Here is a 22,596-nt window from a genome sequence, read left to right as displayed (position 1 = left end):
AAGGACTTCTCAAAGGTTCACCGCAACGCCGTCTTACCTCAGCTTTTGACCTGGAATAATCCAGGGTGGGAATCGTGGCCTCAGTTTAAAGTTTCCAAGTACAAGCTTGGTCTACTGCCACTGAGACATCTTGAGTCCCGTCGTAAACAAGGCATAGATCATAAAACATTATTGGCAGTCACCAACGTCGCAGCTACACCTGTCGATCATTTTAGCGACTTTGCATCGCTTCGGGTCAAGGGGGAAAACCGAATTCGATCGATTTCGGCGAATCTTGACATTTCAGCCGTCGATTCTTAAGATGCACCCGCTTCGACTTCGCTGGTGGGAATTGCAGCGTCCCGTTCGCGATCGAGCCGCCGCTTGCGGGCATAAAGCTGAATGATCGCCGCCATCGCAACCACCATCGCCACGATCGCCCAGGAAGCTGCATTGGTGGGGAAATTGTTCTTGAACACGGCCAGCATAATAATCGTCACAAAAAACACGGTGGGAATTTCGTTGAACCAGCGGAACTGCTGTCCGGTGAAGCGAAATTCGCCTCGTGCCATCTGCTTCATCAGACGCAAGCAGTAGTGGTCGTAGATCAGCATACAGACGACAAGCGCGATTTTGATGTGCAGCCAGCGCTGTTTGAGCAGGTCGGGGGCAGCGATCACCATTGCGATCGCCATTGTCAAGGTCAGTACCAAAGCAGGCGTCATGATCAGCCGATACAGCCGCTTTTCCATCACCTGATATTGATTTTGCAAAATCGATCGAGCGGGTTCGGGCTGCTCGTTGGCTTCGGCGTGATAGACAAACAGCCGAGGCAGGTAGAACAATCCGGCAAACCAAGCCACAATGCCGACAATGTGAAACGCTTTGAACCAGAGATAAGCCATGAATTTAAGGATTTCTCGACTATTTTTCTGTTCGATCCTATCAAGTTCGATCGCGGCCACAGGACAAGGTTTACAGAACTGCAAACTTGCTAGCAAACAAGCTAGACCGCGTGATTAAACAAACTGTCGAGATACACGCGAGCCGCACGGCGATAGTTGCGCGAAGTTTCGGGCGTTTCGCCTGTGCCGTTTTGCAGCAGAAACAGCGACAAAGAGGCGGCGAGGACGCGATCGAAATCCCAGTCGGGGTGCGTTTCGAGATAGCCCGTGAGTGATTCATGCAGTTCTTCGGGGATTTCGGCCAGAATGCTGACGGTTGCGTACATGGAAACCTCTGCGGGGGTGAATGGAATTTGAGACGGCAACGCTAGGACTGCACTAGATGAATTGCAGCGTCGATCGCAGTCGATCGAGGGTTGAAGTGCAGTTCGCTGTGCGCTCGTTTCCTCAGTGGGCACATTCTGCGGCTAGGCGGGCAAAGGTGTCAACGTTGCGAAAAGTTAAGACTGCCTTTAGATAAAATTCAACTTCACGAAGGAATGCGGGTTTGAAGCTGATTTTCGTTACATTACTTCAAAGCTTGATGGCCTGTAACAAGGATTTTGCAGGCGATCGAAGTTCTCCACAGGCAGCAACTCAGCCCGCATTGCTGCGTGGAGGGTTGTGGAAAACTTCAATTGACCTGTGGAAAACATTTGCTGACTCTGTGGAAAGACTGTGGAAAGGTTGGGGAAATCTCTGATAATTGTGAAGATTTGTAACAATTTAAAATTAGGAACTTCGCTAGAACAGCCTTACTTCACCTTGGCGATCAGCGTTAGATCGCTCATGCCCCAAACCTCGAAAAACTGGCGAAACAGAACGCGACTGGCTTCTGTCATGCTGCCGTCTGCATCGATCGCGCCGCCTTGAATCAATCGTCCGCGATCGGTACGCAGGTTAAGGCGCAAGTTGCCGCTTTCATCTTGATCGATAAAAAGCTCACCTTCTGCTAAAATTTGCCCCGATCGGCTCGAAATCGCACAGCGCATTGAATGTCTCGGATTCGTACAGGCTTCTATTATCGGTTCTCTCCCGCACATCTTGACAAGCAGCGCTGCCGCGTTTGGCTGTGTGGATGGTTGGCGATCGCTCTCTTGCTATTCGGTTCACCCTCGGCTGCTTCTGCCTCAACTCATCGCTATTCTGAAGCGGGCGATCGCGTCCTGTGGCGATCGCTGCAAACGCTGCGCGACGAGCATCAAACCGCTTGGCAAATTGTGTTTTACAAGCGCATGAAAGCGGGTGAAACTGATAGTTTGAATCTGCGATTAGTCGGCTTTCCGGGTGGCGCAGAATTGACCAGACAACCGCTCACCATTTCAACGCGAGATGGTCAAACTTGGACGGCTTTTCCTGTCACCGATACACCACTTCCAAACACAGCAGGCGAGTATGATTTGCGTCCGGTTATGTTTGAGCTAAACGGCAATCCAGCGATCGAACTATATCTTCCGACTGCCGAACCCCTGAAATTAACTGTGCCGCCGTTTGTTATTCAAGAATGGAAAACAGTCGCGCAAAAAGCGTCATGAACGCCAATCTGCTGCCGCTCGATCGAGAACGTAAGCCGCAACATCGTGAATTTGCTCTTCAGTTAATTTGTCTTTGTATGCGGACATATTGTTTTTGCCGTTGGTGACGATCGCTTCAACGGCTTCGATCGAATCCATGCCGAATTTTTGCAGCGCTTTTTGCTTCAGCGTTTTGTTGCGTCGAACAATGTTGCCACCGTTGACGTGACAGCCAACGCAGCGAGCTTCAAACACGGCTGCACCGTTGGCAAGATCGGCAGCAAAAGCGGGCGGAATCAGGGTCAGCCACAGGCAGATAAACGCCAGCAAAATGCCCAGCAAAATGTTAAGTGGGCGGCTGCGAAGCGGGACGAAAAAACTGTCGCAAAATTTCTTGAGGCGATCGATCCCAGGAATCAATATGCCGATAAATCTGTTGTTTTTCATTCAGCGTGTAGTTGGAGTTGCCGTTAAATAAAAGTTTCGATCGCCAAGGAACGCGCAGAGTTCCGCGTACTGTCCAAGTGACAAAGATGCGATCGGGTTCGGGATGGGTAATTTCGTGAACGTCGAAATGGATTTCGGTGAAAAATAAGCGAGCATGAAAGCGCAACGTCCAGAAAATAATCCGATAGTTGAATTTCCACTTGAACGTATTCACCGGATCTTTGAAAAAGATGTCTTGGCTGTAAATATCGTAGGAAATATCCCGTTCAAACAGCGTCGGCAAATCCTGCCAAAGCGTCGCGATGATATGAGTAATTCGATCGTTTGTCTGAGCGGAAATTGAATTAGTCATGTGTGACAAAAAGCGCAAATTTTTTGATTAGGAGCGATCGCTGGATTGTTAGATTCTGTTATTGGTTCGTGAATCCGGATTTTTGTCTCAATTTTGAGATGAGCGAACTGCCTGCAAAAAATCTTTCACGGCTTGCGGTTGCTCCTGCGGTCGAATAAATTGGGCAAACAGTTGGAGGTCGAGACCTGGGAAAAACTGACTGCTGGATGTTTCTTGATAGTGTTCTGCTTGCAGTTGATACAGCGTGAGTCGATCGTCTTGCCAAATTAAAACTTCAGAAACACCGAGTCCTTGATAGACTGCAAGTTTGTTGATGCCGCTGGTTAAACTGATTTCGATCGCAAAATCCGGCAAATCTTTCAACACTCCGACGCAATAGCATTCATCCGGTTCTAATCCTCGCGCTTTTGCTTCTCGTCGAAACGTTGCTGAGCCGCAGCCATGTAGCGGAATATCAACTTCTTCGGCGTAGCGTTCGATCAGTCGGGCGATCGTTTTTTTCAGCAGTTCGTGTTCCGGCGAGGGCATGAAAATTTCGAGCATTCCTTCCAGATAAATCAAGCGCAATCCTGGATAGTCGCCCAGCGTTGCCAACAAATTTTCGTACTGCTGCCAAGTCGCACTCGGCAAAACAACGCGCTGTTCAAGGTTGAAGGGAGGCTGAATCAGGGCAGTCATGGCCGTACTGAATCTTTAGTTAAATTGTAGGCGACTGGTTCTCAATGGAAAGCGATCGCCCCACCCGCGATCGCTTCATTCTTCGAGTCGGATTTGCCGCCCATTCCAACGCCAACAGTGCGCCATTGATGGCAAAAGCAAGGAGCGCAACCGCGATCGCGCCTGCCCAAATTTTGTCATAGCGATTTTGCGACACGCCATCAAACAAAAGTTTGCCTAAACCGCCCGCGCCGAATTTTGCGCCAATTGTGGCGATCGCAACGGCGACGATCGCCGCCAGTCGCAGACCTGCCAGAAAAACAGGCGTAATCAGCGGCACTTGAATTTGCCACCAGCGCTGCCACGCATTCATGCCCATGCCCTTCGCCGCCTCGATGATGACAGGCTTAATTGACTGCAAGCCGACGACGAGATTGCGTACCAAAATCACCTGCGTATAAATCACCATTGCAGCGATTACCGATCGCTGATTCAGCCCAAACAGCGGAACGAGCAGAATAATCAGCGCCAAGCTTGGCACGGTGTAGAGAATGCCAAGAATTCCCAGAACTGGAACATTGAGCGCACGATAGCGGGTGACAAGGAGGGCGATCGGCAGGGCGAGCAGGACGGCGATCGCCAAAGTCAAACTTGTCATCTGCAAATGCTCCAGCACTAGCTCCCAGACGACATTGGGATTTCTGAGGATGTAGGTCATGAGATGCCTTAACTGGCGGCGAGACTGGCGGAATTGCGGATGTGATCGAGCGTCAAAACGCCGACTGCTGAGCCATTATCGAGAACCGTAAGATTCGGTGCGCCTGTGCGGAGGATGAGCGAGAGGGCATCGCGCAGGCTGTCGTTGCGGGCAATCGTCGGCTGGCCGTTGCTGGCATAGTCGGCGGGCGGAGCGGTCATCGCGGTTTCAACGCGCAACAGGCCAAGCTGTCGCACCATGTCGTCTGTGCCCATCAAATCGTGAACAAAGGCGTTAGCGGGCTTGGTGAGGATGTTGAACGGCGTGTCGTACTGGACGATTTGGCCTTCCTTGAGGATGAGAATGCGATCGGCCAGCCTCAGCGCTTCTTCGACATCGTGCGAAACAAACAGGATGGTTTTTCGCAGTTGCCGCTGGAGGCGGAGAATTTCGTCCTGTAAGGCCGTTCGGGTAATGGCGTCGATCGCTCCAAACGGTTCATCCATCAGCAAAACGTTCGGATCGCCTGCCAAAGCACGAGCCAGTCCGATGCGCTGCTGCTGGCCGCCCGATAGCTGAGCCGGAAAGCGATCGCGATACGTTTCAGGATCAAGCTGAACCAGCAGCAGCAGTTCGTCAATTCGCGCGTTGATACGCGGTTTTGACCAGCCGAGCAGCTTAGGGACGACGGCAATATTTTGGGCGATCGTCATGTGCGGAAATAAGCCGGACTGCTGAATCACATAGCCAATTTGCTGCCGCAGCGTCGTCACTTTCAGGCGGCGCACGTCCGTATCGTTGACGAAGATCGTGCCGGATGTTGGTTCATACAGGCGGTTGACCATCTTGAGTAGAGTGGTTTTGCCGCAGCCCGATGGCCCCAAAATCACAACGAGGTTGCCTGCTTCGACTTCGCAACTGACGCGATCGACCGCTGGCCTCGCTGCACCCGAATATCGCAAACTCACCTGCTCAAATCGAATGGCGCTCACTCAATTCTCCTTGTTTTGGGGGTGGCAGCTAAGTCGATCGCCGACAACCTAGCTTTTAATCAAGCCTTCTTGCGTCAAAAATTCCTTGGCGACCTCTTCCGGTTCGCGCTGCTTGCCGCTGACTTCATTATTGAGTCGTCGCATCACTTCGTCAGTCAGCTTTGGCGCAAGAGCATTGAGCGCGTCGCGAATAGCAGGATTGGCATCGAGGGCTTCCTGCCGCACAACCGGAGCCACTTGATAAGGCGGAAACAGATTCTTGTCATCTTCGAGAACAACAAGGTTGAAGGCGCTAATTTCGCCGTCTGTACTGTAGGCAACAGTGACATCAGCCTCGCCATCGACCAAACCTTTGTAGCGCAAGCCCGAATCAACCGCTTTGAATTCTTTTAGCTCGAACTCACCGTAAACTCTTCGCAAGCCAGGAATGCCGTCGGGTCGCTCTTGAAATTCCGGTGCGCCAATCAGGATAAGCTGGTCGGCTTTGGCAACCATGTCAGAAATTGTTTTAATGCCGAGCGCGTCAGATTTTTCCTTTGTCATCGCCAAGGCTTGCGTGTTGTTCATCGGAGACGGATCGAGCCAAACCAAATTGAACTGCTGTTTGTAGCCTTCTGATACTTTGTCGAACACGGCTTGGCGATCGCTTTGGCTGGGCTGCTTGAGGACATCGAGCAGTGCCGTTCCGGTGTATTCAGGATACAAATCAATTTCGCCACTCACCAAGCCTGCTTGCGCGACCGGAGTGCCGCCCAAATTCAGCTTGCGCTCTACTTCGAGTCCGGCATTTTCCAAAGCAAGCGCATACATTTCGCCAATAATGAAAGCTTCGGTGAAGTCTTTGGAGCCGACCTTGACAGGAGTGTTAGAAGAACTGTTTGTGCTGCCACCGCCACCGCCGCCCGCACAGGCAATCACGGTGACTGCGATCAACAGCGCCAGCAGCGGCAGGATGAGCAGGCGACGAAGTGATTTCATAGAAATTCCCTAGTGTAAAGAAGCGCTGTGTTTGGTGATGCAGTGATGCGATTGTATATCGAAATTTCCCTGTGAAAAGGGGAGATTATTGCGGATCGCGTCCATCGATTACCTTAGCTAAGCGATAGCCCTTTGGAAGCGAGCCATTCGGGATTAAACAATCGTGACTGATAGCGTGCGCCACCGTCGCAAAGAATCGTGACGATCGTATGTCCCGCCCCAAGCTGCTTGGCGATCGCCACTGCTGCCGCCACGTTGATGCCAACCGAGCCGCCCATGAACAATCCGTCTTGGTGCAAAAGCTGATAGATCACGCGCAGGGCTTCAGGGTCTTCAATGCGGATCGCGTCATCGATCGGCACGCCTTCCATGTTGGCCGTGACGCGGCTGTTGCCGATGCCCTCAGTGATCGAATTGCCTTCGCTTTTGGTTTCTCCCGTTTTGGCGTAGCTGTAGAGTGCGCTGCCCATTGGGTCGGCCAGGATGCACTTGACGTTTGGATTTTTCTCTTTCAGGAACATTGAAACGCCTGCATAGGTTCCGCCTGTGCCTGTAGCGGCTGTCCACACATCGATCGATCCTCCGGTCTGCTCCCAAATTTCCTTTGCTGTCGTTTCGTAGTGCGCGCGACGATTTGCCAAATTATCAAACTGATTCGCCCAAATTGCGTTCTCCATTTCGGAAGCGATGCGACCTGACAGACGAACGTAGTTGTTCGGGTCTTTGTAGGGAACGGCGGGAACCGTGCGAACTTCGGCGCCCAAGGTTCTGAGCAAATCAATTTTTTCTTGCGACTGCGTTTCGGGAATGATGATCAGGCATTTGTAGCCCTTTGCGTTGCAGATGTGCGCCAGCCCGATTCCCGTATTGCCTGCGGTTCCTTCGACAACGGTTCCACCCGGTTTCAATAATCCTTTTTCTTCGGCTTCTTTGATGATGTAGAGCGCGGCGCGGTCTTTCACTGACCCGCCTGGATTGAGAAATTCGGCTTTGCCCAAAATTTCGCAGCCCGTCTCGTCGCTAAAGCTGTTGAGTCGAATCAGCGGCGTGTTGCCGATCGCCTCCACAAAGCCGTTTTTGATATCCATATCGCTAAATTTACCGTTCCAAGCTTTATCCTTTCATTCTGCCGTAGATTGGATTCGGCTTGTGTGGCGGGTCGGCAAACGGCAAGAGGGGGCACGATGTGTCATGCCCCCTCCAGATATATTGTCGATTGCAAAATGAGTTAGAGCGGGCGAAACCAGACGCTCCACAAAATTCCGGTCGTGACGATCGCCAGCAGCAAATAATTAAAGAAGCGACCAAGTTCGGGATTGAAACCGAGGGCTTTGTCTTCGCGGCTAGCGGTGAAAAACAAAGACCAAGCTTGCGTTGCGGTAATCGGCTCAAAGCGGTTGAACGTGGAACGAAAAACAACTGATCCGAACAGGGAACGATCGCGAAAATCTAAATCTGTTCTCATAATTTTTGACTCCGATATTGGTTCTAGAGATTTTGGAAAAATCCGATGATGCCGTGACCCGTCACTGCTTCGAGCGCCACAAGCGCCACAAATCCGATCATTGCGAGGCGACCGTTCAGCTTTTCGGCGTATTCGCTGAAGCCAAACTGCGATTCCACAACGACAACCTTGGGTTCGATCGCATAGTTGTTCAGTCTGCCTTGTTCTTCGGTCACGAGTCCTTTCACCATCGATCGCTCCTTTTGTAACTTCATGTAAAGTAATGTAACTAAAAATTAACAATTTGGCAAGTGCTTCTCAGGCAAATTCAGCCCTTCCTGCCTGCAACTCTCTTACCGAAGGGAGAAGAAGCAGTTTTCGGTCTGCGATTACTGTCGAGGATGAGTCGGCGGCGATCGCTTCCTCAGCAGCGCTGCCGCAAATTCTATGGAGGTTCCAAATGAAAAAACTTATGTCGAAACTGGCTTTGAACACGATTCGCCGTGCTGTTATTGTTTTGCTTTGTACACTGACCGTTTTGTTTGCTCCGCTGTTTACGACTGCTGCTAGCGCGGATTCACAAGGCGTTGGACTGCCTGTGATTCAGGCCGATCAAGACACGCCAGACAAAGGCACGATCGAGCGCGTCCAGCAGAAAGCTGAAGATTTCGGCGACAGTGAAGAACGTCCGATCGGAGATACGGGACTGGAAAATATTCGCGAACTGGGCAAAAAAATTCCTGAAACGATCGAGCTAAATGCTCGTCAAAAAGGCGCGATCAACAATCCCAATGTGGATGACAAGATCGGCACGATGGACAAAGGCCAAGCTAAGACTGAGCGCAACGCTCGCTAGAGGCACATCGTAGTTTGAGAGGCGCGATCGCTTTTAATTGGCGATCGCGCCTTTTTAATCATCAGAATTTGACAGTTCCAGCAAATTTCCGTCTGGGTCGCGAATGTAGATCGATCGCAGCTTTCCGGTTGCTCCGGTGCGCGACACAATGTCAGATTCGATCGCAATTCCCTCAGATTCGAGGTAGGTCACAACAGCTTCGATCGGCGTGCGTACCAGCAGACAGAAATCAGCAGAACCCGGAGTGGGGCGTTGCGCTTTTGGCTCGATTTCTTGTCCAGCTTGATGCAGATTGATTTTCTGCTGGCCGAACTGGAGCGCTTTGCGATCGCCAAACGTCACCACCTCCATTCCCAGCCGCGCATAAAATTCGCAGGTGGTTGGAATGTCGCGCACCGTCAGGACGAAGTGATCAACATGAGAAAGGTCGATCGATCGGTCAATGTTCATCGTTGCTACATCAAACTGTGAAAAATTGAGCAGCTTGCCGCCCTCGATCGACATTTCATGCCACTCATGCCGCGAGAGAGTATGATAAGTCAGAATTTGCACCCAGTCTTTTCATTCATCTGCGTCAATGGTTTCCCAACTGCGTGTTTATGTTCCGCCCCATCCGCTGATCAAGCACTGGCTGGCGGTTGCCCGTGACGAAGCAACGCCTTCGGTTTTGTTTCGCAGCGCCATGACCGAGCTAGGCCGCTGGCTGACCTATGAAGCAACTCGCGAATGGTTGCCAACGATGGACACAACGGTGCAAACGCCGCTCGCACCTTCGGCAGCAACGTTCATCAATCCAGAAGTGCCGATCGCCGTTGTGCCAATTTTGCGGGCTGGTCTTTCGCTGCTCGAAGGCGCACAAGCTCTGCTGCCGCTCGCTTCGATCTATCATTTGGGACTGGTGCGCGACGAGGAAACCCTTGAACCCAACTGCTATCTTAATCGCCTGCCCGATCGCTTCGATCCGGAAACGCGAGTGCTAATCACCGATCCGATGTTGGCAACGGGCGGCAGCATTCTCGCAACGCTGAATGAATTAAGCAAGCGCGGCATCGATCCGGGACTGGTGCGAATTATTTGCGTTGTCGCGGCACCGCCTGCTTTGCAAAAATTGAGTGGAGCGTATCCCGCTGTGAGCATTTATTCGGCTGCGATCGATGAAGGCTTAAACAGTCGCGGCTTTATTGTTCCCGGTCTGGGAGACGCAGGCGATCGCACCTTTGGAACCTAAGCGAGTTGAGCAATCATGAGTCAGCAAGATAATTTTGTGGGTGGATTTATTGCAGGTGCTATCTGCGGTGGTGTGGTTGGCGGTGTGATTGGCGTTCTGGTCGCCTCGCGGCTGACTGAGAATCCAACAGAAGAATTCTCAAAGATCGACGATCGCCCTTCGCGCAAACGCCGATCGCTCAAGCCGCCAACCGAGCAAAGCATTGAACTTGCACGGCGCGGACTAGAAGATAAAATCGCGCAGCTCAACGATGCGATCGACGATGTGCGCGAACAGCTTGGCGGCGTGAATGGCACTCGCCCGACCGAAACCGATCGCATCATTACCCGCGATCCTTAGGGCTGCTTGAACTTTGTAGAAGGGGTGAAGGCTGTTTCTCAAGCAGCAGCCTGAGGGTCGCTCGCGCCATTCAGACGCAGCGCGAATCTTTTGTAGAATCGTCTAAACTGAAGCTAACCTTTGATTCCCAAGCGCATGAACGAGTTTTCTGCTGTCGATCCGGTTGCGATGATTGCCAGGTCGCTGGTAATTTTTCTGAATTTCTATTTTGTGCTGCTGCTAGTTCGCGTGTTGCTCACCTGGTTTCCGACTGTGGACTGGAGCAACCCGATTTTCGCGACGATTAGTCAGCTTACCGATCCTTACTTGAATCTGTTTCGATCGATTATTCCTCCGCTGGGCGGAATCGATTTTTCGCCGATGCTGGCAATCCTTCTGCTGCAAGTGCTCACTCAGGCACTCGCTCCGCTCGGTGTTGCCTAGCGCCGCACTTTTCCGGCAAAGCCAGACGCCTTGAACTGTTCCAGCTTCAACGGCGTCGGCTGATTGGCCGGAACCGAAATTCGCAAGCTAAAATCGCTGACTCCCGGTGGCACTGCTTCGATCGAACCGAGCCGAGTGCGGTTTTGCATCACCGAGTTATTGTTGGCGTCGTAGATTCGGCCAAAAATATCGGCATTCAAAACGGGTTTGTTGGTCTCGTTAGTCGCTTTTCCCGTAATCAAAAAGCAGTTTGCCGCTAAGCTTGAGCCGCCGGGAGTCACGGTTCCCGCACCGATTTCTTCAGGGCAAGTTTCATATGACAAGTCGCTGAGCTTGATTTGCGTCAGCGCAGAGGCGGTCGGCGCGATCGCCAAGCTCAGCAGCCACAGGCCGCACGCGATCGACATACAAATTAAGCTGCGGCGAATTTTTTGAAGCGCAATCATCACAAGCATCCATCAGCGACAAGCCTTTCCCAGCTTACCGCGATTTTCTACCCACAGTGCGATCGCCATCGGTTCAACCGTTTGGCATAATGGAAGACACTTTTTTCTTCTTTGGCAGGGTCGATCGGCCTCATGGATTCCGCATTTGAAGCAGCGCTGCAAGCCGCCTTTGCCCGATGTGAGGCCGCAGGTCTGCCGCTCGATCCGCAGCAGCAGCAAATCTTACTGAGTGCCTTTTTGACTCCGGCAGATTCCAATCCGCTCGATCAACTCACGCCCGATCAGCGCAGCACACTTCTGGCGTTTGTGCGAGAGCAAGAGCAGCAGGGTCGCCCCTGGAAAACGCAACTGCTCAATGATTGGCTGCAAGGTCAATCTTCAGGCGAAATGCAGTTTGTGCGCGACCAGTACGGCTTGCAGTGGCTCGATCGCATTCAGACGCATCATCTCGCCGCTTATGCCGAGGAAACATTGACGCTGAAGGTGGGCGATCGCATCGAAGTTTCTAACAGCCTGTGGGAGTGGGTGCAAGAGGATGGTCCTTGCCAGCGCGAATGGATTACCTGTCGCGTCGTTAGCGTCTCTGCGGCCTGCGACACGGCGGCCAGCATACCCACCAGCTACCAGTGCTATACGACCTGCACGATTCGCTTTGAGAACGGGTCAGAATATGAAATTCAAGGGGTTTACGAGTGGAACCGCTATAACTGGCGCTGGAGTGGTGCAAACCAGGCATAAGCAGCAGGCGATCGAGTCACCAGCGCTCGTGAACACTGCCTGACTCGTGACCCATGCTCCAAAAGAGGAACCGCCCGAACCGAAGTTCGAGCGGAGTGTGGTGTGAGGAGTGAACGGAAACTTGCGTCTCCGCTTACCTTATTTTAGGCGAACGTTATCAGTTTTGTCCGATCGCCCCGTGCCAATTGAGATAAACTTATCACTCACCCCTTGACAGGATAAGCTTATTTACCCATGCCAAGCTGCTGTGCCTTTTGGTAGACTTTGCCTTCGGTCAGCAGTGAGGGCGCGATCACGACTTCGACCTGCTGCATTTCGCGAATGTCTTTTGCTCCCAGCGTGCCCATGCTGGTTTTGAGTGCGCCCAAGAAGTTGTGTGTGCCGTCGTCTAGTCCAGCCGGACCGCGCAAAATCTGCTCAAGCGTTCCGGTGGTGCCAACTCGAATGCGCGTTCCGCGCGGCAAAACGGGACTCGGCGTTGCCATGCCCCAGTGAAAACCGCGACCGGGAGCTTCTTGCGATCGCGCAAACGGTGATCCAATCATTACGCCATCTGCACCGCAGGCAATGCACTTGCAGATGTCGCCGCCCGTCACCAAGCCGCCATCCGCAATGACGGGCACATAGTTTCCAGTTTCCTGAAAATAATCGTCGCGGGCAGCGGCACAATCCGCAACGGCGGTCGCTTGCGGTACGCCTACCCCAAGGACGCCCCGCGACGTGCAGGCTGCACCGGGGCCAATGCCGACTAGGACGCCTGCCGCGCCTGCTTTCATCAAATTCAAGGCAACTTCATAGGTGACGCAGTTGCCCAAAATTACCGGAATCGGCATTTCTTGGCAGAATTCCGCCAGATCCAGCGGGGCGATCGATTCGGGCGACAGGTGGGCAGTGGAAACGACAGTCGCCTGCACAAAAAACAAATCGGCTCCGGCTTTGGCAACGGTTGCACCAAACCGCAAGGCTGCGGCAGGCGTCGCGCTCACGGCAGCAATGCCGCCTGCCTGCTTAATTTCTTGGATGCGCTGCTCGATTAGTTCCGGCTTAATCGGTTCGGCATAAAGTTCCTGCATCAGCGGCACAAATTCGGTCGTGCCAACTGAGGCGATGCGATCGAGAATCGGTTCTGGATCAACGTATCGCGTTTGAACGCCTTCTAGATTCAGGACGCCGAGCGCTCCCAACTCCGACAGGCGCACCGCCATTTTTACATCCACTACGCCATCCATTGCGCTAGCGATGATCGGAATTTCGCGATCGATGCCGCCAATTCGCCAGCTTGTATCGGCCAAACTCGGATCAAGCGTTCGTGGGCCAGGAACGAGCGCAATCTCATCAAATCCGTATGCTCTGCGAGCGGTTTTGCCCCTGCCAATCTGAATGTCCACGCTGCTACTCCCAAGAGCGATGTGAGGATAGATTTTTAACTCTAGATCAGAATCAACCCCATTGACTTGAGTAGCCACGAACCGCCGCCCTCTCACCCGTTTGTGACCAAAAGCTGCCAGCAAAGCGAGCGTTTCGCTAAGAATTGGGTTTGCCGTGCCAAGGACTCACTTGAACGACACCGTTCGGCGTGAAGACAACGCGCATCTGGGCGATCGGCTCGCGGTTAGGTGCATTCGGATCGATCGGCTGATAGCTTTTGTCGAGCAGAGGCGTTTCGCGGACATGCGCGATCGAAGCGTCATTGACAAACTTGAAGCCCAAAATGTCGCCTTCTCTGGAAACGGCAACACGATACTCTAGTGGTTCATCAAAGGCGGGCGGCTGCTGCGTCCACTCGCGATCGAGCTGGTCGCGCAAACTCAGCTTGAGCTGTCGAATCGTTTCCGGGTCGGTAATTTCCGGCGTGTTGTTCAGCAGCGCGGTAACTTCGGCTTCGCTGGGTGTTGCGCCCGGACTGGCGGCTGCGATCGGACTGGTGGTTGGACTGGGCGAAGGCGTTTCTGAGGCAGTCGGAGGGTCAGTTGGGCTAGCGGCAATTTCGGGCGGACTGCCTGCCGCCGTTGCAGGCGTGGGCGACGCGCTGACGGCATCTGGTGAACCATTTGCGCCCGCAGGTTCAGGGCGGCGCACTTCGGGAATCGGAATGAAGAACAGCAAAGCCGCTGCTGCTGCCAAGCTCGACAGTCCGATCGCAACGGGCGCGGCTCGCTGGGCGATCGGTTCACTGCTTGCCACATATCGCTTTGAGAGCGGCGCTAAGCCAAGCTTGAAATCGGGCAGCGTTTGCGGATCAGCCACAAACTGATCGATCGCTTCGACTAAATCAAAAAGCTGCACCGTGCCCAGATCGATCGCTTGTGCTTGCTGGCCGTCTGTTTGCGGCAAAACAGTGAGGCGATGGTGATTGGCGTCGAGTTTTTGAAGCTGCACGATGCCCTGAGCGATCGGATGCTGAATGCTGCTTAGAAATTCTTGAGCGTATTGCGAGACGCAGGCCGCAAGGTTTTCAAAAAATTCGCGTCCGCCTTGGATGGGCTGTTCGTAGCCGCTGAAGTGACACTCGGCGTTCACCAAAACGGAGAGGAGCGGACGAATTGGATCGAGCGGAACGGCAGGATCGCCGAGTCCTTGCAAAATCAGTTTGCAGTTGGGCAGGCTGTATTGGCGCAGAATCGTCATGCTACTTCTCCATCAAACAAGCTGCTCCAAAGTCGCTGCGAGCCTGCCGTTCCGGTGCAAAATAACAGTTGGCCGAGCAGATCGATCGCCAAATCGTTCAACTGCTCATCTGTGCTGCTGTAAGCCGTCACCAAGGCGCGACGAGGATTCATGCGAGCGCGAAAGTGAGCGCGAAATCGCTCTAGATATTGGCTCAGTAAATAGTGCTGATCGAGCGGCAATTCCTTTTCGCGCAATTGCTGTTCAACCATTAGCAGTTGCCGAATCAAAACCGTGAGGCGGCGAGCGAGGTGACAAGCGATCGTCACCAGCGCTTTTGCTTCAGTGAGGCTGAGTGGGCGGCGCGGATTGAAGCGTTGCCGCCAAGGATTGGTGCTACGCATCCGCCAAAGCGAAACGCGATTGCGAATCACGCTTTTGAGGTCGAGTTCATCCACTGTTGCCAAGATCGCTTCGGAGCCGCCCAAGTCGAGCGCTTCGATCGCCAGCAGCAGCAAATCAATCTGCACCCGTGCCCGACGCGGACACTCGCCATCCGCAATGTCTGGATTCGGCAGCGTTTCAAGAATGAGAGGAATCGGGGCGGGTGGACTTTGTACTTGCATTACCCTAGGGGAAAGATTCAGCAGAATTTTATCAGAACCAGCGATAAACAACGGCAAAGCCGACTCTGCACAGCGGAGCAAGTCGGTTTCACTGAATTCGATGACGATCGATCGCCTTTCAGTGTGCCCGCGCTCCGCCTTGCTGCATCAGTGCCATTGCTTACTTCAAGCAGCCGCGCTCAACTTCCGTAAGCTTACGCTTCAACTTTGACACCGCGCCAAAAAGCAACGTAGCCTTCGATATTTTTCGCTGCATCTTTTGTGGTCGGATAGTACCAGGCGGCATCTTTATTCACCTGTCCATCAACTTCAATGCTGTAGTAGCTTGCTACGCCTTTCCAGGGACAGGTCGTATGCGTATCGCTGGGCTTGAAGTATTCGCTTTTGATGGCATCCGGTGGAAAATACTGATTGCCTTCCACGACCTCAGTGCGATCGCTTTCGGCTAAAACCACTCCGTTCCAAATCGCTTTTGGCATAAAGTTTTTGCTCCTAACCTATCGAGTTCGCGTTTGTCTTCACCAATCGTTTATTCTAACGTTCCTGCTTCTAGTGGCGCGATACCGTTCCGCAAGCTTCGCGATCGAGCAGATGAACGCGATTCGCTCTATCGGACGGTAGATGCTCTACGAACTCTCACACCCTGATGCTCTGAAGTGCGCCCAAACCTGATAGATTTGGACGAGTATTCCCCAAACAAGATTTAGCAAGATGAGAGTCCTAGTAATTGGTGGCGATGGCTATTGCGGTTGGGCAACCGCGCTCTACCTGTCCAATCGTGGCTACGAAGTGGGAATTTTAGATAGCCTGGTGCGCCGCCACTGGGACGCCGAGCTTTGCATCGAAACGCTAACGCCGATCGCCCCGATTCAGCATCGCATTCAGCGCTGGAAAGACCTTACGGGCAAAGAAATCGATCTATTCGTTGGCGATATCAACAACTACAGCTTCCTCAGCAATGCGATGGCTGTCTTCCAGCCAGATAGCGTCGTGCATTTTGGCGAACAGCGATCGGCTCCTTTTTCGATGATCGATCGCGAACACGCCGTCTTGACACAGGTCAACAACGTCGTCGGAACGCTCAACCTGCTTTACGTGATGCGCGAGCAGTTCCCCGACTGCCATCTCGTGAAACTTGGCACGATGGGCGAATACGGAACGCCAAACATTGACATCGAAGAAGGCTACATCACGATCGAACACAACGGGCGCAAAGACACGCTTCCCTATCCGAAGCAGCCCGGATCGTTCTATCACCTCAGCAAAGTTCACGATTCGCACAACATCCATTTCGCCTGTCGGATCTGGGGACTCCGCGCCACCGACCTCAATCAGGGCGTGGTTTACGGCGTGTTGACCGAAGAAACCGGAATGGACGAGTTGCTGATTAACCGTTTGGACTATGACGGCGTGTTCGGAACGGCTCTGAACCGATTCTGTATTCAGGCAGCGATCGATCACCCGCTCACCGTCTACGGATCGGGCGGACAGACTCGCGGCTTTCTCGATATTCGCGACACGGTTCGCTGTGTGGAGTTGGCGATCGCGAATCCTGCCAATGCTGGAGAATTCCGCGTCTTCAACCAGTTCACCGAGATGTTTAGCGTTGGCGATTTGGCGAACATGGTGCAAAAAGCCGGAAGCGCACTGGGCATGAAGGTCGAAATCAACCACCTGGAAAATCCCAGAGTCGAAAAAGAAGAACACTACTTCAACGCCAAGAACACCAACCTGCTCGACTTGGGCTTGCAGCCGCACTACCTGTCTGATTCGCTGCTCGATTCGCTGTTGAACTTCAGCATCAAGTACAAAGGGCGTGTTGACGAAAAGCAAATTCTGCCTCAGGTGAAGTGGAAAGGATAGGTTTTAGGGGTTAAGAATTGAGGGTTTAGGTGTTTGCAAGCACGTGGTGACTAGCCCTCAATTCTTGCTCTATACCTGCTGATATTCCTGCCTTTGTTGTCTCTAACCCCTAAAAACCTAACGCCTCTATGCGGATTGCTCTTTTCACCGAAACTTTTTTGCCGAAAGTTGATGGCATTGTGACGCGCTTGAGTCACACGGTTGACCATTTGCAGCGATCGGGCAATCAGGTCTTGGTGTTTTCGCCGGATGGCGGATTGCGCGAATACAAAGGGGCGAAGATTCATGGCGTTTCGGGATTTCCGCTGCCCTTGTATCCAGAGTTGAAGCTGGCCTTGCCGCGTCCGTCGATCGGTCAGGCGTTGGATGCGTTTCAGCCGGATCTCGTCCATGTCGTCAATCCCGCCGTTCTTGGTCTAGCGGGAATCTACTACAGCAAGCTGCATCGCGTCCCGCTTGTAGCCTCATACCATACACATCTGCCGAAATATCTAGAGCATTACGGCTTGGGAATGCTGGAAGGTGTGTTGTGGGAACTGCTTAAGGCGATGCACAATCAGGCGTTGCTGAATTTGTGTACGTCAACGGCGATGCAGGAAGAGCTAACCAGTCACGGCATTGAGCGCGTCGAACTGTGGCAGCGCGGCGTGGATGTGGAACTGTTTCAGCCGCATCTGGCAAGTCAGGAAATGCGATCGCGCCTCACGCAAGGCAATCCGGACGATCCGCTGCTGCTGTATGTGGGGCGACTGTCGGCGGAAAAGGAAATCGATCGCATCAAGCCTGTCCTCGAAGCGATTCCCAAGGCGAGACTTGCCCTCGTTGGCGATGGTCCCTATCGGCAAGAACTTGAAAAAATCTTTGCCAACACGCCCACAAACTTTGTTGGCTATCTGACCGGAACGGATTTGGCTGCCGCGTTTGCTTCCGCCGATGCGTTCGTCTTCCCCTCGCGCACGGAAACGTTAGGACTCGTCCTGCTCGAAGCGATGGCGGCGGGCTGTCCGGTCATTGCCGCGAATGCAGGTGGAATTCCGGATATCGTCACGGACGGCGTGAATGGCTATCTGTTTGACCCGACTGATGAACGGGGCGCGATCGCCGCGACACAACGGCTATTATCTCAGCCGGAAGCGCGATCGACTTTGCGCCAAAATGCCCGTCAGGAGGCGGAACGCTGGGGCTGGGCGGCGGCGACTCGTCAGCTACAGCGCTACTATCAGTCGGTTTTGGCTCGATCGCTGCCTTCCGCCGCTTAAGCATTTCCAGCAAACCTCAGTTCCTCACCCGCAGTGCGATCGCCTGTGCAATAGTTTGATGAAGCCGCTGAGATTTCCCGTTTTGGGCGGCGCAGGTCGGATATTAGTAGAGATCGACTGAGTTTTTTTGCTAGGAAATCTTCATGAAAGCCAACTCAAAAATTTATGTGGCGGGTCATCAAGGATTGGTGGGAAGTGCGATCGTCAAGGTGTTGCGTCAGCAGGGATACGAAAATCTTGTCCTAAAAACGAGCCGAGAACTCGATTTGCGTAGACAAGCTGAGGTTGAAGATTTTTTTGCAAAAGAACAGCCGGAGTATGTCTTTTTAGCAGCGGCAAAAGTCGGTGGAATTCAAGCAAATAATATCTATCGAGCAGAATTTATCTACGACAATTTAGTAATTGAAACGAACATCATTCACAGCGCTTATCTCAGTCAGGTGAAGAAGCTGCTGTTTTTGGGTTCCTCTTGCATCTATCCGAAATTTTGCCCGCAGCCGATGCGAGAAGAACATCTGCTGACAGGTGAATTGGAGCCGACGAATGAGCCGTATGCGATCGCCAAAATTGCCGGACTCAAGCTCTGTGAAAATTATTCGCGTCAGTATGGGGTCGATTTTATTTCGGCAATGCCAACGAATCTGTATGGCATCAATGACAATTTTGATATTGCCAATTCTCATGTTTTGCCTGCGTTGATTCGCAAGTTTCATGAGGCGAAGCTATCAAACGCTCCGGCTGTGGAAATTTGGGGAACGGGTTCGGCGCTGCGGGAATTTTTGTTTGTGGATGATTTGGCGGATGCGTTGATTTTCTTGATGCAAAATTATCGCGATCGCGACTTTATCAATGTCGGCACAGGCGATGAAGTTTCGATTCGAGAATTAGCGTTGATGATTCAAGCTGTTGTTGGCTATGAAGGTGATTTGCAGTTTGATTCTTCTAAGCCGGATGGAACGCCGCGCAAGCTGTTAGATACCTCGAAGATTAATGCGCTTGGCTGGTATCCAAAAACTTCTTTGAAGAAAGGAATTGAGGTGACGTATGAGTGGTTTCAGCAGAATTATGAAACAGTGAGAGGAAAGTAGGGTCGGATTTTTGGAGGGTGAGGAAGCGATCGCTTTCTGAATTGCTCTTTTGATCCGAGCCAGTGGAGGCTAGGGCCACCCCTCCTCCACACCTCCAACCCCAGCAGGGAGAGTCCTCCCATGCACCCTACGCAAGGGCGTATCTGTGGGTGGTCAATGTAGCGCTTCGCATTGGCTGTGCCGTCCGCGACCCTCGTGTCGCTCGCTTCGTCTCCTGCCCCTGCTCTTTGCTGACACCCGCCAAACCATAGCTTTACAATCCGTAACTTGCTAGTCTGAAGGTTGACCTGCAATCGCCTTCGTTATGATCACCAGTGCGCCCATTACCTCAAATCGTCCGCTGTGGCAGCTTGCTTGGCAGCGGATTCGGCAGCGACCGTTGCAGTATGTGCTGTGCATTTTGGGGATCGCGCTGGGGGTGGCGATGATGGTGTCGATCGATCTCGCCAATGGCTCAGCACAGCGGGCATTTTCGCTTTCCACCGATGCGATTACGGGACGGGCAACGCATCGAATTGTGGCGGTTTCGCCGACGGGTGTGGACGAGTCGGTTTACGCGAAGCTGAAGCGGGAGTTTGATGCGGTTCCGTCTGCGCCGATCGTTGAGGGTTATGCGCGAGTCAGTGAATTGGGCGATCAGCCGTTGCGACTGGTGGGCGTGGATTTGTTTGCCGAAGCTCCGTTTCGCAGCTATTTCGAGGATGTGAACAGTCAGGGCACAGGCTTTGTTCAGTTTTTGACTGAGCCGGATACGATCGTGCTGTCGAAGGAAACAGCGGATCAGTATGGCGTTAGGCTGGGCGATACGCTGCATCTCGATGTGGCGGGACAGGCGCGATCGACGACGCTGGTCGGCATTCTCTCAGTCGCGGATACGTTGAATCGACGGGCATTGACCAGCTTTATGTTTGCCGACATTGCCACTGCTCAGGAGATTTTGGGGCAGGTGGGCTATCTGAGTGAAGTAGATTTAATTGTGCGGCAGGCAGCGGATGTGGAGGCAATTACTGCCCTCTTGCCCGAAGGTGTCAAGCTGGAAACCGCTGAAGCGCAAAAGAACGCTGTTCAGCAAATGACAGCGGCTTTTGAACTCAATCTCACCGCTTTGAGTTTGCTGGCCTTGGTCGTCGGGATGTTTTTGATTTATAACACCGTGACGTTTAGCGTCGTGCAGCGTCGTCCAATTTTTGGAATTTTGCGCTGTTTGGGCGTGACGCAAGGTCAGCTATTTACCTTAATTTTGGGCGAGGCGTTCATCTTCAGCATCATCGGTTCACTGCTGGGCGTTGGGCTGGGAATTGTTCTCGGTCGCAGCATTGTCGGGCTGATTACGCAGACGATCAACGATTTCTACTTTGTGGTGAACGTTAAGCAGGTGACGCTGTCGAACAGCACGATCGCCAAAGGTTTAATCATTGGCATCGCTTCCGCCCTGTTTGCCTCCAGCCTGCCCGCCCTCGAAGCGATGAACACAACGCCCAGCATGACCTTGCAGCGATCGACCCTGGAAAACAAAGTCCTTCAGCTTTTGCCAAAACTGGCGATCGCATGGCTTGCCCTGACCGGAGCGGGAATTTTACTGCTCCGCTGGCAGTCTGCTGGACTGGTGGCCGCGTTTGCCGGACTGTTCGCCGTTTTGCTGGGAGCGGCTTTGCTGACACCCCCGCTAATTGTCAGCGTCATGCGCGGCATCGCCCCGATCGCCGATTCGATCGGTGTGTTGGGACGAATTGCACCGAGAGATATTTTGCGATCGCTCAGCCGCACCTCGGTTGCGGTTGCCGCCCTGATGGTGTCCGTTTCGGTGATCGTCGGCGTGTCGATTATGGTCGGGTCGTTTCGTGGCACGGTCGTTCAGTGGCTCGATCAGACGTTGCAGGCGGATATTTACGTTTCGCCACCAACGACGACGGCGAATCGTGTTCTAGGAAAAGTGGAGCCTGCGATCGCCCAGTCGCTCCGCAGTTTTCCGGGCATCGCCAAAGCCGTCACCTACAACGATGCCGAAGTGACCGTCCGCGATTTTGACAAGTCCGTGAAGCTGATTTCTGCCGATGGCGATGTCTCACAAGGCAAGCGTCCTTACGGTTGGATTCGCCCGGACTTGGGGTCTGATCCTTGGGATGCGCTCGATCGCGGTGAAGGTGCAATCATCTCGGAAGCGCTGTACCTGCGCGAAGGTGTCAGCGAAATCCCGCAGACTGTAACGTTAGAAACACCCGAAGGCGATCGCACCTTTCCGGTCATTGCCGTCTTCTACGACTACTCATCCGATCGCGGCACAATTATTCTCGACGACAATCTCTATCAGCAATTCTGGCACGACGATCGCATTGCCTCGCTCGGCTTGTTCGTCGCTCCCGGTGTGGATGTCGAGCAAACTGTGCAGGCAATTAAGGAAACGTTCAAAGGTCAACAAAGTCTGTCCGTTCAGTCGAATCGCAGTCTCAGGCAAGGTTCGCTAGAAATTTTCGATCGCACCTTTGCGATCACAAACGCCCTCCGTCTACTTGCCGTCGTCGTTGCCTTCATCGGCGTTCTCAGCACCTTGATGAGCTTGCAGCTTGAGCGCACCCGCGAACTCGGCATTCTTCGCGCTACGGGCATGACCCCGCGCCAACTCGGAACGCTCACCCTGCTGGAAACCGGATTGATGGGCACGATGGCCGGAGTGTTCGCCCTCCCGCTCGGCTTCGCGCTGGCCTGGATCTTAATTTACGTGATCAACGTGCGATCGTTTGGCTGGACGCTGCAAATGGCGATCGAAGGCAAATATTTTTGGCAGGCGTTGCTGGTGGCGATCGTTGCGGCTCTGCTGGCCGGAATCTACCCAGCTTTTCGTCTTGGTCGGATGAATATTTCTGCCGCGATTCGCCAAGAGTAGCTTTAGGGTGTGTTTGAAAACCTTCTGCTCGGATGGATTTCCCGGTGTGGATCCCCCTGAATCCCCCTTTTGAAGGGCAGGGCTGATTCATTGGCAGAAGGAAAATAGACGGTGGACGTCGTGCGCGAGTTGTCGAATGGCAGTGGTGAGTGAGGCAAATCCGTGTTGACGCAGGAGGTTGAGCGCAATTGTCCGCAAGATGGCCGCGTTAACCAGGCCATGACCGTCGCACAAG

28 protein-coding genes and 1 other RNA gene are annotated in these 22,596 nt (G+C 53.1%); 10 read left to right on the top strand and 19 right to left on the bottom strand.

Annotated features, from left to right (window positions below; genetic code table 11):
• Positions 1-13 precede the first annotated feature (13 nt).
• The 4 genes from ssrS to H6F67_RS24970 all read right to left on the bottom strand — a co-directional run bounded on the left by ssrS (position 14) and on the right by H6F67_RS24970 (position 1,915).
• Positions 14-199: non-coding RNA, 6S RNA (gene ssrS, locus H6F67_RS24985), on the bottom strand.
• A gap of 97 nt (positions 200-296) precedes the next feature.
• Entirely contained in the window at positions 297-884 is a 588-nt protein-coding gene (gene hemJ, locus H6F67_RS24980) for a protoporphyrinogen oxidase HemJ (protein WP_190769368.1), read from the bottom strand.
• Positions 885-985: 101 nt separating this feature from the next.
• Positions 986-1,210, bottom strand: coding sequence for a DUF2811 domain-containing protein (locus tag H6F67_RS24975; protein ID WP_190769367.1), 225 nt, complete (start codon positions 1,208-1,210; stop codon positions 986-988).
• 468 nt (positions 1,211-1,678) lie between these two features.
• Positions 1,679-1,915 carry a hypothetical protein gene (locus H6F67_RS24970; protein WP_190769366.1) on the bottom strand — a complete coding sequence of 79 codons (237 nt, stop codon included), beginning with the start codon at positions 1,913-1,915 and terminating at the stop codon, positions 1,679-1,681.
• Positions 1,916-1,918: 3 nt separating this feature from the next.
• On the opposite strand from H6F67_RS24970, the gene H6F67_RS24965 reads away from it, so the two are divergent.
• On the top strand, positions 1,919-2,458 hold the full coding sequence (locus tag H6F67_RS24965; RefSeq protein ID WP_190769365.1) for a DUF3122 domain-containing protein: 540 nt from the start codon (positions 1,919-1,921) through the stop codon (positions 2,456-2,458).
• Here H6F67_RS24965 and petJ read toward each other — a convergent pair.
• From petJ to H6F67_RS24920, 9 genes are all read right to left on the bottom strand, one after another.
• Positions 2,453-2,779 (bottom strand): cytochrome c6 PetJ, encoded by a 327-nt coding sequence (gene petJ / locus H6F67_RS24960; protein WP_348251968.1) that lies wholly within the window; start codon positions 2,777-2,779, stop codon positions 2,453-2,455. The two genes, H6F67_RS24965 and petJ, sit on opposite strands and share 6 nt — an antisense overlap.
• A 4-nt stretch (positions 2,780-2,783) precedes the next feature.
• Complete coding sequence (locus H6F67_RS24955) at positions 2,784-3,236, bottom strand: DUF2358 domain-containing protein (RefSeq protein WP_190769363.1); 453 nt, start codon at positions 3,234-3,236, stop codon at positions 2,784-2,786.
• An 87-nt stretch (positions 3,237-3,323) separates the two neighbouring features.
• Positions 3,324-3,914: a Uma2 family endonuclease gene (locus tag H6F67_RS24950; RefSeq protein ID WP_190769362.1), complete on the bottom strand. Its 591-nt coding sequence runs from the start codon at positions 3,912-3,914 to the stop codon at positions 3,324-3,326.
• A gap of 19 nt (positions 3,915-3,933) precedes the next feature.
• On the bottom strand, positions 3,934-4,611 hold the full coding sequence (locus H6F67_RS24945) for an ABC transporter permease (RefSeq protein WP_190769361.1): 678 nt from the start codon (positions 4,609-4,611) through the stop codon (positions 3,934-3,936).
• Between the two features lie 8 nt (positions 4,612-4,619).
• The gene (locus H6F67_RS24940; RefSeq protein WP_190769360.1) at positions 4,620-5,582 is read right to left on the bottom strand and encodes an ATP-binding cassette domain-containing protein; all 963 of its coding nucleotides are present in this window, start codon (positions 5,580-5,582) and stop codon (positions 4,620-4,622) included.
• A 48-nt stretch (positions 5,583-5,630) separates the two neighbouring features.
• Complete coding sequence (locus H6F67_RS24935) at positions 5,631-6,560, bottom strand: glycine betaine ABC transporter substrate-binding protein (RefSeq protein WP_190769359.1); 930 nt, start codon at positions 6,558-6,560, stop codon at positions 5,631-5,633.
• A 113-nt stretch (positions 6,561-6,673) separates the two neighbouring features.
• The gene (locus H6F67_RS24930; protein ID WP_190769358.1) at positions 6,674-7,648 is read right to left on the bottom strand and encodes a cysteine synthase A; all 975 of its coding nucleotides are present in this window, start codon (positions 7,646-7,648) and stop codon (positions 6,674-6,676) included.
• A gap of 140 nt (positions 7,649-7,788) precedes the next feature.
• Positions 7,789-8,025 carry a hypothetical protein gene (locus tag H6F67_RS24925; RefSeq protein ID WP_190769357.1) on the bottom strand — a complete coding sequence of 79 codons (237 nt, stop codon included), beginning with the start codon at positions 8,023-8,025 and terminating at the stop codon, positions 7,789-7,791.
• Positions 8,026-8,048: 23 nt separating this feature from the next.
• Positions 8,049-8,255, bottom strand: a complete 207-nt coding sequence (locus tag H6F67_RS24920; RefSeq protein ID WP_190769419.1) for a chlorophyll a/b-binding protein — start codon at positions 8,253-8,255, stop codon at positions 8,049-8,051.
• Between the two features lie 209 nt (positions 8,256-8,464).
• Between H6F67_RS24920 and H6F67_RS24915 the strand changes: the two genes are divergently transcribed.
• Complete coding sequence (locus H6F67_RS24915; protein WP_190769356.1) at positions 8,465-8,860, top strand: hypothetical protein; 396 nt, start codon at positions 8,465-8,467, stop codon at positions 8,858-8,860.
• A 54-nt stretch (positions 8,861-8,914) separates the two neighbouring features.
• Here H6F67_RS24915 and H6F67_RS24910 read toward each other — a convergent pair whose 3' ends face one another.
• Entirely contained in the window at positions 8,915-9,412 is a 498-nt protein-coding gene (locus tag H6F67_RS24910) for a VOC family protein (RefSeq protein WP_199304629.1), read from the bottom strand.
• A 25-nt stretch (positions 9,413-9,437) separates the two neighbouring features.
• On the opposite strand from H6F67_RS24910, the gene upp reads away from it, so the two are divergent.
• The 3 genes from upp (at position 9,438) to H6F67_RS24895 (ending at position 10,850) form a co-directional block, all read left to right on the top strand.
• The gene (upp, locus tag H6F67_RS24905; RefSeq protein ID WP_190769355.1) at positions 9,438-10,088 is read left to right on the top strand and encodes a uracil phosphoribosyltransferase; all 651 of its coding nucleotides are present in this window, start codon (positions 9,438-9,440) and stop codon (positions 10,086-10,088) included.
• Between the two features lie 15 nt (positions 10,089-10,103).
• The gene (locus tag H6F67_RS24900; RefSeq protein WP_190769354.1) at positions 10,104-10,427 is read left to right on the top strand and encodes a hypothetical protein; all 324 of its coding nucleotides are present in this window, start codon (positions 10,104-10,106) and stop codon (positions 10,425-10,427) included.
• A 135-nt stretch (positions 10,428-10,562) separates the two neighbouring features.
• Entirely contained in the window at positions 10,563-10,850 is a 288-nt protein-coding gene (locus H6F67_RS24895) for a YggT family protein (RefSeq protein WP_190769353.1), read from the top strand.
• On the opposite strand, the gene H6F67_RS24890 is transcribed toward H6F67_RS24895, so the two are convergent.
• Entirely contained in the window at positions 10,847-11,257 is a 411-nt protein-coding gene (locus H6F67_RS24890) for a hypothetical protein (RefSeq protein ID WP_242020791.1), read from the bottom strand. The genes H6F67_RS24895 and H6F67_RS24890 overlap by 4 nt on opposite strands.
• Positions 11,258-11,428: 171 nt before the next feature.
• Here H6F67_RS24890 and H6F67_RS24885 point away from each other — a divergent pair, with 171 nt between their 5' ends.
• The gene (locus tag H6F67_RS24885) at positions 11,429-12,034 is read left to right on the top strand and encodes a hypothetical protein (RefSeq protein ID WP_190769351.1); all 606 of its coding nucleotides are present in this window, start codon (positions 11,429-11,431) and stop codon (positions 12,032-12,034) included.
• A gap of 224 nt (positions 12,035-12,258) precedes the next feature.
• On the opposite strand, the gene H6F67_RS24880 is transcribed toward H6F67_RS24885, so the two are convergent.
• From H6F67_RS24880 to H6F67_RS24865, 4 genes are all read right to left on the bottom strand, one after another.
• Positions 12,259-13,422, bottom strand: a complete 1,164-nt coding sequence (locus H6F67_RS24880) for a GuaB3 family IMP dehydrogenase-related protein (RefSeq protein ID WP_190769350.1) — start codon at positions 13,420-13,422, stop codon at positions 12,259-12,261.
• 136 nt (positions 13,423-13,558) lie between these two features.
• Positions 13,559-14,662 (bottom strand): DUF4335 domain-containing protein, encoded by a 1,104-nt coding sequence (locus tag H6F67_RS24875; protein WP_190769349.1) that lies wholly within the window; start codon positions 14,660-14,662, stop codon positions 13,559-13,561.
• Complete coding sequence (locus tag H6F67_RS24870; RefSeq protein ID WP_190769348.1) at positions 14,659-15,267, bottom strand: DUF3038 domain-containing protein; 609 nt, start codon at positions 15,265-15,267, stop codon at positions 14,659-14,661. Before H6F67_RS24870 ends, H6F67_RS24875 begins: the two co-directional genes overlap by 4 nt.
• 194 nt (positions 15,268-15,461) lie before the next feature.
• Positions 15,462-15,746, bottom strand: a complete 285-nt coding sequence (locus H6F67_RS24865; protein ID WP_190769347.1) for a DUF427 domain-containing protein — start codon at positions 15,744-15,746, stop codon at positions 15,462-15,464.
• Positions 15,747-15,978: 232 nt separating this feature from the next.
• Here H6F67_RS24865 and H6F67_RS24860 point away from each other — a divergent pair, with 232 nt between their 5' ends.
• The 4 genes from H6F67_RS24860 to H6F67_RS24845 all read left to right on the top strand — a co-directional run bounded on the left by H6F67_RS24860 (position 15,979) and on the right by H6F67_RS24845 (position 22,361).
• A complete protein-coding gene (locus H6F67_RS24860; protein ID WP_190769346.1) occupies positions 15,979-17,130 on the top strand; it encodes an NAD-dependent epimerase/dehydratase family protein in 1,152 nt (383 codons plus the stop codon).
• A 128-nt stretch (positions 17,131-17,258) separates the two neighbouring features.
• Entirely contained in the window at positions 17,259-18,389 is a 1,131-nt protein-coding gene (locus H6F67_RS24855) for a glycosyltransferase family 1 protein (protein ID WP_190769345.1), read from the top strand.
• Positions 18,390-18,532: 143 nt separating this feature from the next.
• Entirely contained in the window at positions 18,533-19,477 is a 945-nt protein-coding gene (locus H6F67_RS24850; RefSeq protein WP_190769344.1) for a GDP-L-fucose synthase, read from the top strand.
• 304 nt (positions 19,478-19,781) lie between these two features.
• Positions 19,782-22,361, top strand: a complete 2,580-nt coding sequence (locus H6F67_RS24845; protein WP_190769343.1) for an ABC transporter permease — start codon at positions 19,782-19,784, stop codon at positions 22,359-22,361.
• The last annotated feature ends 235 nt before the right edge of the window (positions 22,362-22,596 follow it).

Origin of the sequence: Microcoleus sp. FACHB-1515 (genome assembly GCF_014696105.1) — a bacterium.
Classification (GTDB): domain Bacteria; phylum Cyanobacteriota; class Cyanobacteriia; order Elainellales; family Elainellaceae; genus JAAUTJ01.
Note: the sequence above shows the minus strand (reverse complement) of the source record. Positions and strands in the feature narration are given on the sequence as shown.

Bases quoted from the DNA above. Each gene is read 5' to 3' on its own strand.
- hemJ (WP_190769368.1), bottom strand. From the start codon at position 884: ATGGCTTATCTCTGGTTCAAAGCGTTTCACATTGTCGGCATTGTGGCT.
- H6F67_RS24975 (WP_190769367.1), bottom strand. From the start codon at position 1,210: ATGTACGCAACCGTCAGCATTCTGGCCGAAATCCCCGAAGAACTGCAT.
- H6F67_RS24970 (WP_190769366.1), bottom strand. From the start codon at position 1,915: ATGCGCTGTGCGATTTCGAGCCGATCGGGGCAAATTTTAGCAGAAGGT.
- H6F67_RS24965 (WP_190769365.1), top strand. From the start codon at position 1,919: ATGTCTCGGATTCGTACAGGCTTCTATTATCGGTTCTCTCCCGCACAT.
- H6F67_RS24955 (WP_190769363.1), bottom strand. From the start codon at position 3,236: ATGACTAATTCAATTTCCGCTCAGACAAACGATCGAATTACTCATATC.
- H6F67_RS24950 (WP_190769362.1), bottom strand. From the start codon at position 3,914: ATGACTGCCCTGATTCAGCCTCCCTTCAACCTTGAACAGCGCGTTGTT.
- H6F67_RS24945 (WP_190769361.1), bottom strand. From the start codon at position 4,611: ATGACCTACATCCTCAGAAATCCCAATGTCGTCTGGGAGCTAGTGCTG.
- H6F67_RS24935 (WP_190769359.1), bottom strand. From the start codon at position 6,560: ATGAAATCACTTCGTCGCCTGCTCATCCTGCCGCTGCTGGCGCTGTTG.
- H6F67_RS24930 (WP_190769358.1), bottom strand. From the start codon at position 7,648: ATGGATATCAAAAACGGCTTTGTGGAGGCGATCGGCAACACGCCGCTG.
- H6F67_RS24925 (WP_190769357.1), bottom strand. From the start codon at position 8,025: ATGAGAACAGATTTAGATTTTCGCGATCGTTCCCTGTTCGGATCAGTT.
- H6F67_RS24920 (WP_190769419.1), bottom strand. From the start codon at position 8,255: ATGGTGAAAGGACTCGTGACCGAAGAACAAGGCAGACTGAACAACTAT.
- H6F67_RS24915 (WP_190769356.1), top strand. From the start codon at position 8,465: ATGAAAAAACTTATGTCGAAACTGGCTTTGAACACGATTCGCCGTGCT.
- upp (WP_190769355.1), top strand. From the start codon at position 9,438: ATGGTTTCCCAACTGCGTGTTTATGTTCCGCCCCATCCGCTGATCAAG.
- H6F67_RS24900 (WP_190769354.1), top strand. From the start codon at position 10,104: ATGAGTCAGCAAGATAATTTTGTGGGTGGATTTATTGCAGGTGCTATC.
- H6F67_RS24895 (WP_190769353.1), top strand. From the start codon at position 10,563: ATGAACGAGTTTTCTGCTGTCGATCCGGTTGCGATGATTGCCAGGTCG.
- H6F67_RS24890 (WP_242020791.1), bottom strand. From the start codon at position 11,257: ATGTCGATCGCGTGCGGCCTGTGGCTGCTGAGCTTGGCGATCGCGCCG.
- H6F67_RS24885 (WP_190769351.1), top strand. From the start codon at position 11,429: ATGGATTCCGCATTTGAAGCAGCGCTGCAAGCCGCCTTTGCCCGATGT.
- H6F67_RS24875 (WP_190769349.1), bottom strand. From the start codon at position 14,662: ATGACGATTCTGCGCCAATACAGCCTGCCCAACTGCAAACTGATTTTG.
- H6F67_RS24870 (WP_190769348.1), bottom strand. From the start codon at position 15,267: ATGCAAGTACAAAGTCCACCCGCCCCGATTCCTCTCATTCTTGAAACG.
- H6F67_RS24865 (WP_190769347.1), bottom strand. From the start codon at position 15,746: ATGCCAAAAGCGATTTGGAACGGAGTGGTTTTAGCCGAAAGCGATCGC.
- H6F67_RS24860 (WP_190769346.1), top strand. From the start codon at position 15,979: ATGAGAGTCCTAGTAATTGGTGGCGATGGCTATTGCGGTTGGGCAACC.
- H6F67_RS24855 (WP_190769345.1), top strand. From the start codon at position 17,259: ATGCGGATTGCTCTTTTCACCGAAACTTTTTTGCCGAAAGTTGATGGC.
- H6F67_RS24850 (WP_190769344.1), top strand. From the start codon at position 18,533: ATGAAAGCCAACTCAAAAATTTATGTGGCGGGTCATCAAGGATTGGTG.
- H6F67_RS24845 (WP_190769343.1), top strand. From the start codon at position 19,782: ATGATCACCAGTGCGCCCATTACCTCAAATCGTCCGCTGTGGCAGCTT.